The following is a 13,285-nucleotide window of genomic DNA, read 5'->3' as shown; positions in this document are numbered from 1 at the left end:
CGGCCGGGCGCGCGTGCGCAGAGCGCTGTTCAATGCCGCCTTACCGGCGTCGCAGCGCTGGAACGAGGTGCTGGTGGCGCTCTACAGACGCCTCGTCGAAAAAGGTAAAGCCCACAGAACGGCCCTCATTGCATGTGTGCGCAAACTTATCATCTTCGCCAACACAGTCCTCAAACGCCAAACCCCGTGGGTAAAAAATCCCCCGCCGCAAAGGTCTTCAGCTTAATGGTTGCGCTTCTCCCCGCTGGGTAGAAGGGGAGCCAGGGGCGCAGGGCTGTAACCATATGAAACGCTTAGATTGGGAGTGAGGCCTCGCGGCATAACTCCTTCGCCCCAGCGGGGGTCCGAAGGACGGGTGAGACCCGTGGCTCACCCAGGTCGGTGGCGGCAGCTGGATGAGGGGGCTGCACGGCAGAACCTTCCGTCATATCTTTGAATTCATGCTTCGAAAGCTATCCTATTCCGGCCGCGATGTCGGATCGGGGCTCGGCCGGCCGTCTTCAAGGCGGGCCAGCTATGGAGAACGACAATGACCATTACCATCACCGTATTTGAAAAATCGCCGGATCGCGGCAGGGGGCTGGCGCGGGACATGCGCGTTCGCTGGGCGCTCGAGGAAGCGGGCGAGCCTTATGAGGTCCGCCTCGTCACGTTCAAGACGATGAGGGAGCCCGCGCATATGGCGCTTCAGCCTTTCGGGCAGATTCCGACTTATGAGGAGGGCGATCTCGCGCTGTTCGAATCCGGGGCGATCGTCTTCCATATCGCCGAGCGCCATGCGGGCCTGCTGCCTGGGGATGCCGGCGCCCGGGCGCGCGCGATCGCCTGGATGTTTGCCGCGCTCAACACGATAGAGCCGCCGATCTTCGACCGCGCGCTCGCCACGATCCTGGAGCGCGACCAGCCCTGGTATGAGCACCGCCTCAACGCCCTCGAAGCCACGATCCGCAAACGGCTGACCGATCTTTCCCGCCGCCTCGGCGATGCCGACTGGCTGGACGGCGCCTTCAGCGCCGGCGACCTGCTGATGGTGACGGTGCTGCTGCGGCTGAAGGGATCGCATCTCCTGGCGGAATTTCCGACGCTTTCGGCCTATGTCGCCCGCGGCGAGGCGCGGCCGGCATATCAGCGCGCCTTTGCCGCTCAGCTTGCGGTTTTTACGGCGGCGTCGGGTGGGTGAGCGGAGCCTGGATTGGAGTTTGCAGTGAGCGATGAAAGGGAAAAAGCGCGGCGGGAGCGCGAGGAACTGCTGAAAATCGCGCCCTATGGCCGATGGATTCTGGAATGGGAAAAGAGCTGGAAAGAGCTCAGATACACCTGGTCGCCTCAGGACAAGTCATCCGGATCCGAAGATCTTGAAGACGAGCCTAAAGGCTGAATGGCTTTGTGGAGGCCGCTTCTTTGAAGAGACTTATTTGCCGGCAAGCCCCTTCGGCTGACCCCAATCGCAAGTTCCGTGGTTAGTGGCGCAAAAAATCCCTCAATGTCTTGTGCGGTGCCTCGCGTACCGGCTCGGGCGTTATCCGAAGATCGATAACGTCGCTGAACTTCAGAACGACGTTGCTGTTTCCCGTCCGGCCGAAGGCTTCATAGCAAAGGAGGGCATCCTCGCCATCGAAGAAAACCGCCGGATTTGCGACGGTTGCTATCTCAGGGAAAGCTTCTTGGGGATTTGATACCTGCACCATGCATTGCCACTCGCGCGCTTGAATGTCGATGCACGGTTCGGCGTAATTTCCTGCGTTGTCAAGAAAGCCCCCAACGAACGGCATAACTGGACCGACAAGGAACTTATCGGCCCTCCGCCGCTTTGGCTTGTATTCCCACGAAACAGGTCCACGGTCATGCGGCGCGCGTCATCGCCAGCCTGCCGCGATCCTGATGTCGCCTGGAAATTTGGGGGAACGGGTCGCCGGATCGTATCGGCGAAATCGGGGGGAAGCCTGGCTTACGCAGAGGCACAATCTCAATGCCAGGCCTCCTCCGCGCCCTTTTTTCAAAGGACAGGCCGATCTTAAATCATTCCGGGATTAGAGCTAGTTGGACCAAAGTCCCAACATGGGGTGGAGAAGCCCTGAGGGTGCAGGAATGAAGAGGGTGTGCCGTGCGGCCCCCTCATCCGCCTGCCGGCACCTTCTCCCCGCTGGGGAGAAGAGACTCGGGGCATCCCCGCCACGCATTCTTCAAGGACGGCAATAGAATAAGGCGAGACGCTGCTACACGTCTCTTCTCCCCGGCGGGGAGAAGGTGCCGGCAGGCGGATGAGGGGGCTGCACGGCAGGACGTCGGCCACTTGATTTGGCAAAATGTTTCGCATTCGCGTGCCGCCTGCGAATGCCGATCATCGATTTGAGCAATCCGAGAAAATTCATCACCCGCCCGCACCTTGATACTTGCCGTTGGCATATCGCCAATAGGCCATGGCGAGCAGCGCCCAGAGCGGGCCGGCCGCGAGGGAGGTGGCTTCGGCCCAGGGGCCGAGGATGGGGATGGGTTTGCCGAGGAGGGCGCCGACGGGGACGGAGCTGGTGAGGGCGAGCGGCACGGCGGTGAGCAGGGTGAGCTGGATGGCGCCGGGGAAGATGTTCAGGGGATAGCGCATCAATTCCCAGAAGCCGAAGAAGATCGAGAAGAGGTGGTTGGAGCGCACCCAGATCAGCGCGGTGGCGCCGATCATGGTGATGAGGGCGGCGGTCAGCAGCGTGGCGCTCAGAAGTGCGGCGATGAAGAAGAGCGCCGAAGGCAGCGTCCAGGCGAAATCGACGGAGAGGATGGCCCAGCCCATCAGCGGCACGGCCAGGATGATGTGGCCGGCATAGCCGATGTTGAGGCCGGAAAAGATCAGGTAGACCCAGGGGCTGAAGGGCTTGACCAGCAGCGCATCGTAAGTGCCGAGGCGCACCTGCTCCTCGAGGTCGCGCAGCTGGGTGAAGCTCATCGCGGCGCCGAGCGAATAGGCGAGCAGTTGGAAGCTGTAGAGCAGAGCGAGCTCCGGCCAGGTCCAGCCGCCCAACGTATCGAAGCGCGAAAGCAGGATGCCGATGGTGGCGAAGACGCTGCCATAGGAAAGGATCTGCGCCAGACGATCGAGCCAGAAGGCGCCGCGATATTCCATCTGCGATCTTATGTACATGCGCACCAGGAGCGGAATGACGCGGATGTGGTGAAGGATCATGGGGATCAGCCTCCCTGCACGGTGATGCGGGTGGAGGCTGAGCGCCACAGCCAGAGCACGCCCGCCAGGAAGAGAGCCGCCCAGGCGAGGCCGAGGCCGAAATGGAACCAGACATCGGCGACCGAGAGCCGGCCGAGATAGACGGCATTGGGATAATAGACCACCCAGGCGAAAGGCAGGTGGCGGGCGATCGTCGCCAAGGGCTCGGGGAAGAACCAGAAGGGCACCAGCAGGCCGGAGAACAATTGCAGCAGGGCGCCGAGGATCCAGTCCAGCGAGAAGCTCGTCATCAGCCAGAAGGCGATGAGGCCGAAGAGTGCCGACATCAGGAAGATGAGAATGAACGACAGCGCCCAGAAGGCTGGGAACATCGCGCCATCGAACAGGCTTGCCGGCGGCAGCATGCCGTAAAACAGCGCGGTGACGGCAATCGTCGGGATCACCTGGGTCATCAGGCGATAGCCGAAGGAGCCGCTTTCATTGGCGAAGAGATAGAGCGGGTAGGAGATGGGCTTCAGCAGCCAGACCGAGATATCGCCCGATTTCAGCGAGCGGCCGATCTCGTTGATGACACGCTCGGGCCGGGTGGCGCCCATCACCGCGCCGCCGAGCAGGGCATAGGTCACCATCTGCTGCAACGAGACGCCGTCGACCACGCTGCTGCCGATGCCGGCGAAGGCGGCAAGCCAGATGGCGACGCGGGCGAAGACCTGCACCAGCTTGCCGAAAATATTGGCCCAGACCTCGTTGCGGTAGGCGAGCTGCGCATGAAAGGCGCTGCGTGCGAAGGCGAAGTAAGCGCTCATGGTGTGGGCGCCTGAGAGCTCCGCGCGAAAGCCAGATAAGCGCTCATGACGCCTTGGCCCTCGCATTGCGGCGCTGGTAGAAGGTGCGGATGACCTCCTCTATATCGGGCTCGTGCAGCGCCACGTCCTTCAGGCCGCGATCGCCGCCGACCTCCGAGAGGATGCGCACCAGCGAGACGTCTTCGCGCTCGATCAGGTAATTCTTGCGCAGGCCCTCGTCGCTGACGAGCGAGGCGGTGTTCAGATGCAAGGGGCCGGGGTCGCTCGCAAATTCCAGCGTCAGCCGGCGGGCCGAGCCGAGGGCGGCGCGCAGGCTTCTCAATTCGCCGTCGAAGATCAGCCTGGCGTGATCGACCATGATGAGGCGCGGGCAGATCGTCTCGATATCTTGCAGGTCGTGCGTGGTGAGGATGATGGAGACGCCGCGCTCGCGGTTGATCTCGGCGAGGAAGCGGCGCACGGCATCCTTGGCGACGACGTCGAGGCCGATCGTCGGTTCGTCGAGGAAGAGGATCTTCGGATCGTGCAGCAGCGACATGACGATCTCGGCGCGCATGCGCTGGCCGAGGCTCAATTGCCGCACGGCGCGATCGAGGAAGGGTTTGAGATCGAGCAGCTCGCTGAAATGCCGGAGATTATCGGCATAGCGGGCGGGCGGGATATCATAGATGCGCTGGTGCAGGGTGAAACTGTCGATCAGCGGCAGGTCCCACCAGAGCTGGCTGCGCTGGCCGAAGACGACGCCGATCTCGCGGGCGTTGGCCATGCGCGAGAGATGCGGCGTGCGGCCGAGCACGGAAACCGTGCCGTCGCTCGGCACCAGAATGCCGGTCATCATCTTGATCATCGTCGATTTGCCGGCGCCGTTCGGCCCGAGATAACCGACGGCTTCACCGGCATCGATATCGAAGCCGATGTCGGAAACGGCCACCACCTCGGTATATTCGCTCGTCACCAGCGTCTTGAAGGCGCCGAGAAGACCGGGAAATCGCTTATGCTGCCGGAAGCGCTTGCTGACGCCACGGGCCTCGATCAAAGCCGTCATGTCTATTCCCCAAGGATGAAACAGCCGACTCGGCAGGGGCAGGGGTCGGGAACGCAGGCTAGCGCGATGTGGGATTCGTGCAAGGGCAAGTTGAGCGCATGGCGGTTCGGCGGAGCTTTTTATCTCTCAATTGCGATGCTGCCAGTCCAGGACGAAGACAATTGCTAGCCACGATTGAACCGGTCAATTGCCGGCATATGCCTTCCATGACGAGGATTGCGGTTCTTTGACCTCACTTTTCAGCGAGGTGGCCCGAACCAGCTGTTTATGACCTGAGGAAGACTGCTCTGCGTGCCGTCGCCGACCCAGGCGACATATCCGTCGGGCCGGATCAGGACCGCCGATGGCGCGGGGACCGGGCCGAGCGCCGGGAGTTCCCATGGACCGCCATATGAGGCGTCAAGCGATTTGACGCGGTCCGCCCAGGGCGTGACGCCGAGGCTGCCTGGTGCGCCGAGGTTCAGCAGAACCGGTCGGGCATCGTGCAACAGTGTGAAGAAGCGCGTCGGGCCGTCGGATGTGGTGAGATCTAGGTCGGGCATGCGGCGGCCGAGGAGGGGGTGGCCTTCGCCGAGGTCGTAACGGATGGCGAGGCCGGACATTTCGGCGGCGACGCGTTTGCGTGGTTCGTCCATGGTCAGGAGCTCGGTCACGATGTCGCGCAGGGCTTCGGTGCGGTCGTCGGTCCGTAGCAAGGCGACCTGCGCCATCGTGGTGCGCAGCACGCGGGCTGCTACCGGATGCCGTTCGGCGTGATAGGTGTCGAGCAGGGTATCGGGCGAGATGCCTTTTACCACCTGGGCGAGCTTCCAGCCGAGATTGACGGCATCCTGCACGCCGGTATTGAGGCCCTGTCCGCCGACCGGCGAATGCACATGGGCGGCATCGCCGGCGAGGAAGACGCGGCCCTTGCGATAGGCCGCCGCCTGGCGCGACATGTCGGTGAAACGGGAGATCCACTTGAGGCCATGGATGCCGTAATCCGTTCCGAATGCGGCGATGAGGGCTTGCCTGAGGTCATCGAGCGCCGGCTCGGTCGCGGCGCCCACATTGCTGTCGGGCACCATGAGGCCGACCGGACCTTCGCTGGCGAAGATGACCCTGCCGTCGCGGATTTCATATTCCTCCCGGCCGAAAGCATAAATGCCGAGGTCGGTGCGATGGACGCCCAAGGGCGGTTCCTCCGCCATTTCTACTTCGGCGAGGATATTGCCTGTCGTCGCATCCCATCCTTCGAAGGCGATGCCGGCCGTCTTACGGATGAGGCTGCGGCCGCCGTCGCAGCCGACGAGATAACGTGCCCCGAGCGAGGCGCCGTCGGAGAGTTCGATCGCGACGCCGGTGTCGTCCTCAGTGAAAGAGGTGACGTCGCGGCCGCGATAGATCGGCACCCGGAGCTCGCCGACCCAGCCGGCCAGAATGCGCTCGATATGCTTCTGCCTCAGCGCCAGCCCGTAATTATGCCGGGTCGCGAAATCGCTGATATCGAGGCGAGTGACCGCAAATCCCGTGACCTGGGCGACTTGCCCTGCCGCAAGGAAGCGGTCGACGATGCCGCGCTGATCGAAAACCTCGAGCGTGCGGGCACTGAGGCCGCCAGCTCGCGTGCCGAAAAGCTCCTGGTCCGGGCGGCGCTCGACGATGGCGACGTCGATGCCCGCCAGCGCCAGTTCGCCCGCCAGCGTGAGGCCGGTCGGGCCGGCGCCTGCGATTACGACTGCATGTTTGGTCATCGGCGAAATCCTCCCTGGCGGTCCTAGGACGTAGGGCTCGGGGCGCTATCGGCAATGGATAGTTTTCTGCAGTGCCTCGGAAACTCGGCCAAAAGCGGCCATGCGATCCTAATGATAAGTTACGACCGGCCGGAAGATCCCCTCCAGGAACGGCCGGAGAACCGCCTGGGAATATTCGCGCGGGATACGGTGGCCGCATTCGAAGACGTTGAGGCTGACCGGGACTCCGGCGTCGGCGAGGGCGGCGGAGAATGTTTTTGCCTGGGCGACGGGAGCGCGGTCGTCGTGCCGTCCGTGCAGAAGCAGGGTTTCGGCCCGGATATCCTGGACATGGTGCAGGGCCGAGCGCGCCAGGAAGGCCTGCTTCGACGGGCCTGCCTCGCTTTCGATCGCTCGCCGCAAGCCTGGCGGACTGGTTCTGAATGCGGCTTCGAGATCATAGACGCCGCTCGAAAGAATGACGGCACGGAGACCCGGAACCCGGGCGGCGACCATTGCCGAGGCGACGGCGCCTCGGCTGTTGCCGTAGAGAACGATGCGCTCGGGATCGATGGCGGGCTGTTGCTTCAGGAAGGCGAGGGCGGCGATAACAGCCTGCTGGGTGGAGGGGCCGCAGAAATCGGCAGGGCCATCCGAAGCGCCGAAGCCGGGCTGCGAGACGGCTGCCGCCGTGATGTTCAGGCGGGACGAGAAGCGAGCCAGCGCGCCATTATCGACGAACTCCTTCGCGCCGAGAAGAAGGCCGCCCTGGTTGCCGTGGACGAAGAGGATCGCGCCCGCGGGCGCGGCGTCGGCGGGCGTCGCCTGAAAGAGCTCGACGGCCGCTCCATCGCCTCGATCGATCAGATGTCGCGTCACGGGGTAAGCGCTCATGCGGGGCCGCCTTTCGGGAATGGACTCAAGCCAAGGCGCGAGATGATCAGACGCGGGCCAGGAAATCCAGCACGCGGGAGGTGAGGCGTGCTGCCGCATCGGCATCGTAAGAGGGAAGCGAGCTGTCGGCGAAATAATGCCGGTCGCCGGGGTAGAGGAAAAGCTCCGCATCCCTGACCTTGCCGACGATCTCGCGGGCGGCTTCGATATCGCCCTCTCCGACAAAGATCGGGTCGTTGTCCATGCCGTGAATCTGGACCGGGACGCCCTCCGGCCAGGGACCGAAGGCCCATTCGCCGCTGATCGGCAGGCAGGAGTGGAAGAGCAGGGCGCCGCGGGCGCCGGGCCGTGTCTGCGCCAGCTTCTGCGCCGGCAGCACACCGAAGGAGAAACCGGCATAGACGAGCCCGGGCGGCAGATCGCCGGCGAGGCGGACGCCGCGCTCGCGCATTTCTTCGAACCCGATCTCGCCGATATAGGCGAGGCCCTCATCGATGCTCGGGAACGTGCGTCCGCCGAACAGATCAGGCGTGTGCACGATATGACCGGCGGCGCTGATCTCATCGGCGAAGGCGCGCACGCCGGGGGTCAGCCCCTGGGCATGGTGGAACAGCAGGACTTCGGCCATATGGGGAGCCTCCGTGGAGTGGTTGGGTGCGGAGCGCAGCCGGCGCGGCGCCTGCTGGTCATCGAACGCTCCAATGTGCTCGGGGATATTATCAACGTTCTGAATGCGGGCAATGACTGCAATCGCCACCCACTTAGCGTTTGGCAGACGGCACGCGCTCCTTCATCATTGCCTCATAAAGCTTGGCCTTGATCTTTTCGTAGAATTCCGGAGGGATCATGCCGTAGTCGTAGCGGTTCGGATTCGAGGGGAGCGTGCGAAGGTGAATGCCGGGCCACTCGAATCTGTTGACCTCGCTCACGCGGACCCAATTGGCGGCATCATCCAAACCAAGCTGACTGCAAAGCTCCGGTGGAACCTCAATAGACAGGTCCTCCTCGCCGAGTTCGGGGGGGGGAATGCGTAATCGGCACGACGATCGTATCATTGCTCTTCGAATGATACAGGATAATGGCACAAGGCCTGTCCTTGCTTCCCAGGGTCAGGCCTTCGCCTTTTTCCTTATCCCAAAGGTAATTGTATCGGACGACGAGGCCCGGAACCGGAGTCGGGTAATTCACTCGGACGCTTTGCCGTATTCAGCGCTTGCGATCAGCGCCATGGTTTCGTCATCCATTTCGCTGACACGAATGACTTCGCGTTCGCGCTTTTTCATGGTCTGATAGTGCTCGAGTTCGGCTGCGGACAGGAAAGCGCCGATCGTACGGTTATGAGCTGTGATCTCAATCACCCCCGCCGTCTGTACCTGTTCACGGAATGTCGTAAATTTACGAGCAAACTCAGTCGCTGGAACTCTTAGAGTTTGAGCCATGACTAGCAGTCTCCTTTTTTGTAAAATACGAGTTTTACAAATTTCGTCAAGGGTGGAGACTGAACGGGTCTTGGTCGGCATGAAGCTCAGCGCAGGCCGAGATAGGCCAAGGGCGGCTTTCCGAATGCCCGCTTGAACATGATGGTGAAGGCGGCCGGGTTCTCGTAGCCGAGCTCCATCGCCACTGATGTGACGGACTGGCCGGCAGAAAGCTGCGGTAGAGCGGAAAGCAGACAGGCTTGCTGCCGCCAGGCGACGAAGCTGAGGCCGGTCTGCTGCCGGAACAGGCGCGTGAAGGCGCGCCTGCTCATTCCAAGTTCCTTGCTCCAGTCATCCGTCGTCTGATGGATATTCGGCTCCCCCACAAACGCGCGGCATTTCTTTGCCAGCCGCTCGTTAGAGGGGAACGGCAGAGACAGCGGCAGGTTCGGAAGCCGCGCCATTTCGTACAGGGCCAAATCCATGAGTGTGGAGTCGCGACCGTCAGCCTCGACATCAAGGGATAATTTGACCACCTCACCGATGAGGCTCCGCATGAAACCGGTGATCTCCAGGACCTGACAGTGGCTCGGCATGCCTTCCGCACGAGCCGTCTCGACGTAGAGGCTTTGCATCCGGACAAGCCCCACGGCTCGAACGCTGTGTTGCACGCCCGCAGGAATCCACATGCCGCGATGAGGCGGCATGACCCACTTCCCTTCCGGTGTCGTCAGGACGATGAGGCCTGAAGTCGCGTTCATCAGCTGGCCGCGCCGGTGTTCGTGGGGATCGATGATGAAGCCGTCGGTGTAATCGTGCGCCAGTCCAATGACCTGCCGTGGAAGGTGATCGACCCTGTCAATGCGGGGGCTGCCCATGCCGTGGCCTACTTTCGTAATATTGCGGCCCAACATTGGTGGATGGGTACGTCCCGGAGCTTTAAACTGGAAGGCAAAAGGGAGCAACCCGCTCACCTCCACATCGAGGTTCGTGAAGTGTCGATCGCTACAGCAACGCCGCCAGCCAAGGCCGAAACAGCAGTATTCTCCGTCCTGGGAGCAGCCAGCCTGTGTCATTTCTTGAATGACATGATGCAGGCTCTTCTGCCTGCCGTATACCCGATCCTGCAAGGCAATTTCACGCTGTCTTTCGCCCAGGTCGGCATCCTGACCTTTGTCTACCAATTGACCGCATCGCTGTTGCAGCCGTTCATCGGCGCATACACGGATCGGCGGCCAATGCCCTATTCGCTCCCCGCCGGCATGGCGTCTTCCATGCTCGGCCTGATCACGCTTGCCTATGCGCCCAGCTACGAGGTTCTTCTTATCGGCGGCGTTTTGCTGGGGATCGGTTCGTCGATCTTCCACCCTGAAACCTCGCGGATAGCGCGTCTGGCTTCAGGTGGGTCGCATGGGCTGGCGCAGTCCCTGTTCCAGGTCGGCGGAAATTTCGGCTCCGCCGTCGGCCCGCTCGCCGCGGCATTCATCATCCTTCCCAGAGGACAAGACGGCCTTGCCTGGTTCGCTCTGGCAGCGCTGGCGGGCATGATCATCCTTACCGCGCTTGGACGTTGGTACAAGAAGAACGGCCATGCGGGACGCCCGAAAGCCGGTGCGGCGGCGCGACATTCGACCCTGTCCCGGAAAAAGGTCTCGGCCGTGATGGCGGTGCTGATCGCGCTGCTTTTCTCGAAATATATCTACCTCGCGGCCTTCACCAGCTATTACATTTTCTATCTGATGGAAAAGTTCGGGCTGAGCACCCAGCACGCGCAAGTCTACCAGTTTGTGTTCTTTGGAGCGGTTGCGGCCGGCACGATTGCCGGCGGGCCGATCGGCGACAGGCTCGGCCGGAAGCTGGTGATCTGGGTCTCCATATTGGGCGTGCTGCCCTTCACGCTGCTTCTGCCGCATGTCGGTCTCGTCCCGACCGTCGCCTTGAGCGCGGTCATAGGCTTCGTGCTCGCTTCCGCGTTTCCGGCAATTGTCGTCTACGGCCAGGAGTTGATGCCGGGACGGGTTGGGATGGTGTCGGGTCTGTTCTTCGGATTCATCTTCGGCATTGGCGGCATCGGCGCGGCGATGCTTGGCGCATTGGCCGACTGGAAGGGCATCATCTTCGTGTTCGATGTCTGCGCCTTTCTCCCGGCCGTCGGCGTCCTCGCGATATTTCTCCCGAACGTGCGCGAGTTGAAATCGTGACGGAGCGAGGTTTCCATGAAGCCGTGTGTGAAGAAAGTGAGACTTCTCGCAGAGCATCTGCACACGCCGATCGGAACTCTGTTCCTGTTCAGCGAGGAAGATGGCACGCTCCGCCTGGCGGATTGGGAAGACATGTCTGAGCGGATGGACAGGCTGTTGATGCGGCACTTTGGCTCCGATGGCTTGGCAAACCGTGTGAGCAGCAAGCGAAGCCCGTCACACGAAGCCCTGGAGGCCTATTTTGATGGCGAACTCGACGCCCTTGCAAAGCTGCGGGTGAAAATGAGCGGCACGCCGTTTCAGATTAAAGTTTGGGAGCAACTTCGCCTGATACCGGCCGGATCGACGATCAGCTATGCAGAGCTTGCCCGCCGCGTCGGCAGCCCGACCGCGACCCGGGCAGTGGGAGCCGCGAACGGCGCGAACTTCATCAACATCGTCGTCCCATGCCATAGGGTGATCGGATCGGACGCCTCTTTGACCGGATATGGGAGCGGCCTGCCGCGCAAACGGTGGCTCCTCGATCATGAAAGCGGTGTAAAGCCGCTCTTCGTTTGAAGAGAGGCGCGGTGTGTCGCTGCACACTTTTGCGCGACATGCTCCAAGCAAAGCAGGACAAGATTTGCTGCGCTCATCGCAATGTTTGCAATTGGCTGCCGGCAACCGAGGCCATTAATATCAGCTCGCGGACGGCATGGAGGTCGTTGACAACGCCGGTGCATAGGGAATGGATTTCCGGTGTTGGGGTAAGGAGATCAGGGACCATGAGGGTCATCATTCCGGCCGCTGAGGCGGAACGGACCCCGTTGAAGGAATCTTCCAATGCAAGGCATAGGGCGGGTTCTACACAAAGCGCCTTCGCTGCTGCCATGAACGGGTCAGGCGCGGGTTTGCCGGCGACGTAATCTCCGTGCGCAATGACCGCATCGAAGCGGCTCCCGAGGTTGTGAGCGGACAGATGGCTTTGCACTGTCGAGTGGGATGACGATGTCGCGATACACCGTGGCATTTCGAGCTGATCAAGAACATCGAGAAGTTCAACGACGCCGGGCTTTAGTCGCAGTTGCGTGGCAGCCAATGACGTAAAGTGGTCCGTCACCTCTCTTCCATACTGGTCAACGGGGAAATCTGATCCCATTTGTTCCAGGAACGAAAGCCTGGACTGGGCCCAGGGCACCCCTATGGTGCTTTGGAGAAGCGTTGTTGGCAGATTGTGGCCGCCGGCGGTTGAGGCTGCTTGAAACGCTTGCTGGTAAAGAGCTTCAGTATCGAAAATAAGCCCGTCCATATCAAAGATTACGGCGGCCGGCATTTGAGGCAGCATCATATTCCCTTCAATCCTATCATCGCTCACCATGATTTCATGCATCGCAATCGTAGAAGTCGGATGACTGAAACTGGCGCATCGTCGCTGTGTCTTTCATAGCCGCGATCTTCGTATGTGCTCTGCATATTCGTTTATCTCGGCCCTGTTCTTGAGGATCACTTTCGAATTGGCGTGTGCATCAAACAGCTTCTTATGGCTCGAATAACAGGTCGAAGAGTTTTCGCGCTGGCGATACCCGCGCACCCACTCGATCAGTTCTTGAAGGCTTTCCTCACTGCCTGCCGCTTGAATGCCCCTGGCCGTTACATTGGCAACGCAGTCTTCCTCGGGCAAATCGATCCAAATCAACGTCGTCACCCGATACAGAACCGCGTTGGCAAGCCATCCATATACTCCCTCCATAAGCCAGCTCTCGGCTTTTCCGGCCTCCACGACTTCATTGAAAACAAGTTGATTGTCTCGGGCGATGCCGTATCGGCCGGGAACCCAGCGGACATCGTCCAAATGGATAGTAGGACGTTTCAGGATGTCACCGATTTTGCGGGCGAGCCAGGTCTTGCCTGTCCCACCGTTGCCGAAGATTAGTATCCGCTGAAGGTGTTCCATCCGTGCCGGGTTCCTCTGAGATGACTTGAGCATGGGACAAAACACGAAATGCGTAGGGCCGCAAATGGCTTAAATCGATGGCCGAACGCCGGAGCATCAGC

Annotated in this window: 16 protein-coding genes and 1 pseudogene; 5 read left to right on the top strand and 12 right to left on the bottom strand. The window is 61.4% G+C overall.

All coding sequences use genetic code 11. The annotated features are described in order from the left end of the window. The 3 genes and pseudogenes from QD408_RS24940 to QD408_RS24930 all read left to right on the top strand — a co-directional run. Positions 1-226: pseudogene (locus QD408_RS24940) on the top strand (IS110 family transposase); the annotation flags it as partial. 303 nt (positions 227-529) lie between these two features. Further along, complete coding sequence (locus QD408_RS24935; protein ID WP_414141146.1) at positions 530-1,180, top strand: glutathione S-transferase family protein; 651 nt, start codon at positions 530-532, stop codon at positions 1,178-1,180. A gap of 12 nt (positions 1,181-1,192) precedes the next feature. Beyond that, a complete protein-coding gene (locus tag QD408_RS24930; protein WP_414141145.1) occupies positions 1,193-1,378 on the top strand; it encodes a hypothetical protein in 186 nt (61 codons plus the stop codon). 82 nt (positions 1,379-1,460) lie between these two features. On the opposite strand, the gene QD408_RS24925 is transcribed toward QD408_RS24930, so the two are convergent. The 10 genes from QD408_RS24925 to QD408_RS24880 form a co-directional block, all read right to left on the bottom strand. Next, positions 1,461-1,688 (bottom strand): hypothetical protein, encoded by a 228-nt coding sequence (locus QD408_RS24925; RefSeq protein WP_414141144.1) that lies wholly within the window; start codon positions 1,686-1,688, stop codon positions 1,461-1,463. 683 nt (positions 1,689-2,371) lie between these two features. Beyond that, positions 2,372-3,175: an ABC transporter permease gene (locus QD408_RS24920; protein WP_414141143.1), complete on the bottom strand. Its 804-nt coding sequence runs from the start codon at positions 3,173-3,175 to the stop codon at positions 2,372-2,374. A gap of 5 nt (positions 3,176-3,180) precedes the next feature. Then, positions 3,181-3,981: an ABC transporter permease gene (locus QD408_RS24915; protein ID WP_414141142.1), complete on the bottom strand. Its 801-nt coding sequence runs from the start codon at positions 3,979-3,981 to the stop codon at positions 3,181-3,183. Between the two features lie 43 nt (positions 3,982-4,024). Beyond that, positions 4,025-5,026 carry an ATP-binding cassette domain-containing protein gene (locus tag QD408_RS24910; protein WP_088685245.1) on the bottom strand — a complete coding sequence of 334 codons (1,002 nt, stop codon included), beginning with the start codon at positions 5,024-5,026 and terminating at the stop codon, positions 4,025-4,027. A gap of 239 nt (positions 5,027-5,265) precedes the next feature. Continuing rightward, positions 5,266-6,759 (bottom strand): FAD-dependent monooxygenase, encoded by a 1,494-nt coding sequence (locus QD408_RS24905; RefSeq protein WP_414141141.1) that lies wholly within the window; start codon positions 6,757-6,759, stop codon positions 5,266-5,268. Positions 6,760-6,867: 108 nt separating this feature from the next. Beyond that, complete coding sequence (locus tag QD408_RS24900; RefSeq protein WP_414141140.1) at positions 6,868-7,632, bottom strand: alpha/beta hydrolase family protein; 765 nt, start codon at positions 7,630-7,632, stop codon at positions 6,868-6,870. A 46-nt stretch (positions 7,633-7,678) separates the two neighbouring features. After that, positions 7,679-8,260, bottom strand: coding sequence for a dienelactone hydrolase family protein (locus QD408_RS24895; RefSeq protein WP_414141139.1), 582 nt, complete (start codon positions 8,258-8,260; stop codon positions 7,679-7,681). A gap of 133 nt (positions 8,261-8,393) precedes the next feature. Beyond that, entirely contained in the window at positions 8,394-8,561 is a 168-nt protein-coding gene (locus QD408_RS24890; protein ID WP_414141138.1) for a hypothetical protein, read from the bottom strand. Positions 8,562-8,816: 255 nt separating this feature from the next. Beyond that, complete coding sequence (locus QD408_RS24885; RefSeq protein WP_414141137.1) at positions 8,817-9,071, bottom strand: hypothetical protein; 255 nt, start codon at positions 9,069-9,071, stop codon at positions 8,817-8,819. A gap of 86 nt (positions 9,072-9,157) precedes the next feature. Continuing rightward, positions 9,158-9,811, bottom strand: a complete 654-nt coding sequence (locus QD408_RS24880) for an AraC family transcriptional regulator (RefSeq protein ID WP_414141136.1) — start codon at positions 9,809-9,811, stop codon at positions 9,158-9,160. A gap of 15 nt (positions 9,812-9,826) precedes the next feature. On the opposite strand from QD408_RS24880, the gene QD408_RS24875 reads away from it, so the two are divergent. Both QD408_RS24875 and QD408_RS24870 read left to right on the top strand, forming a co-directional pair. Next, a complete protein-coding gene (locus QD408_RS24875; protein WP_414141135.1) occupies positions 9,827-11,251 on the top strand; it encodes an MFS transporter in 1,425 nt (474 codons plus the stop codon). Positions 11,252-11,266: 15 nt separating this feature from the next. Beyond that, positions 11,267-11,809 (top strand): methylated-DNA--[protein]-cysteine S-methyltransferase, encoded by a 543-nt coding sequence (locus tag QD408_RS24870; RefSeq protein WP_414141134.1) that lies wholly within the window; start codon positions 11,267-11,269, stop codon positions 11,807-11,809. Between the two features lie 73 nt (positions 11,810-11,882). Here the strand turns inward: QD408_RS24870 and QD408_RS24865 are convergent, their stop codons facing one another. Both QD408_RS24865 and QD408_RS24860 read right to left on the bottom strand, forming a co-directional pair. Continuing rightward, positions 11,883-12,608, bottom strand: coding sequence for an HAD family hydrolase (locus QD408_RS24865; protein WP_414141133.1), 726 nt, complete (start codon positions 12,606-12,608; stop codon positions 11,883-11,885). A 63-nt stretch (positions 12,609-12,671) separates the two neighbouring features. Beyond that, positions 12,672-13,184: an AAA family ATPase gene (locus QD408_RS24860; protein WP_414141132.1), complete on the bottom strand. Its 513-nt coding sequence runs from the start codon at positions 13,182-13,184 to the stop codon at positions 12,672-12,674. Positions 13,185-13,285 lie beyond the last annotated feature (101 nt).

Source organism: Rhizobium sp. BR 249 (assembly GCF_047445895.1).
Taxonomy (GTDB): domain Bacteria; phylum Pseudomonadota; class Alphaproteobacteria; order Rhizobiales; family Rhizobiaceae; genus Rhizobium.
This window is presented reverse-complemented; position numbering and strand designations above follow the sequence as displayed.

Coding starts and splice junctions, on each gene's coding strand:
- QD408_RS24860 (WP_414141132.1), bottom strand. CDS start 13,184: ATGGAACACCTTCAGCGGATACTAATCTTCGGCAACGGTGGGACAGGC.
- QD408_RS24885 (WP_414141137.1), bottom strand. CDS start 9,071: ATGGCTCAAACTCTAAGAGTTCCAGCGACTGAGTTTGCTCGTAAATTT.
- QD408_RS24880 (WP_414141136.1), bottom strand. CDS start 9,811: ATGAACGCGACTTCAGGCCTCATCGTCCTGACGACACCGGAAGGGAAG.
- QD408_RS24915 (WP_414141142.1), bottom strand. CDS start 3,981: ATGAGCGCTTACTTCGCCTTCGCACGCAGCGCCTTTCATGCGCAGCTC.
- QD408_RS24900 (WP_414141140.1), bottom strand. CDS start 7,632: ATGAGCGCTTACCCCGTGACGCGACATCTGATCGATCGAGGCGATGGA.
- QD408_RS24925 (WP_414141144.1), bottom strand. CDS start 1,688: ATGGTGCAGGTATCAAATCCCCAAGAAGCTTTCCCTGAGATAGCAACC.
- QD408_RS24870 (WP_414141134.1), top strand. CDS start 11,267: ATGAAGCCGTGTGTGAAGAAAGTGAGACTTCTCGCAGAGCATCTGCAC.
- QD408_RS24895 (WP_414141139.1), bottom strand. CDS start 8,260: ATGGCCGAAGTCCTGCTGTTCCACCATGCCCAGGGGCTGACCCCCGGC.
- QD408_RS24865 (WP_414141133.1), bottom strand. CDS start 12,608: ATGGTGAGCGATGATAGGATTGAAGGGAATATGATGCTGCCTCAAATG.
- QD408_RS24905 (WP_414141141.1), bottom strand. CDS start 6,759: ATGACCAAACATGCAGTCGTAATCGCAGGCGCCGGCCCGACCGGCCTC.
- QD408_RS24920 (WP_414141143.1), bottom strand. CDS start 3,175: ATGATCCTTCACCACATCCGCGTCATTCCGCTCCTGGTGCGCATGTAC.
- QD408_RS24910 (WP_088685245.1), bottom strand. CDS start 5,026: ATGACGGCTTTGATCGAGGCCCGTGGCGTCAGCAAGCGCTTCCGGCAG.
- QD408_RS24935 (WP_414141146.1), top strand. CDS start 530: ATGACCATTACCATCACCGTATTTGAAAAATCGCCGGATCGCGGCAGG.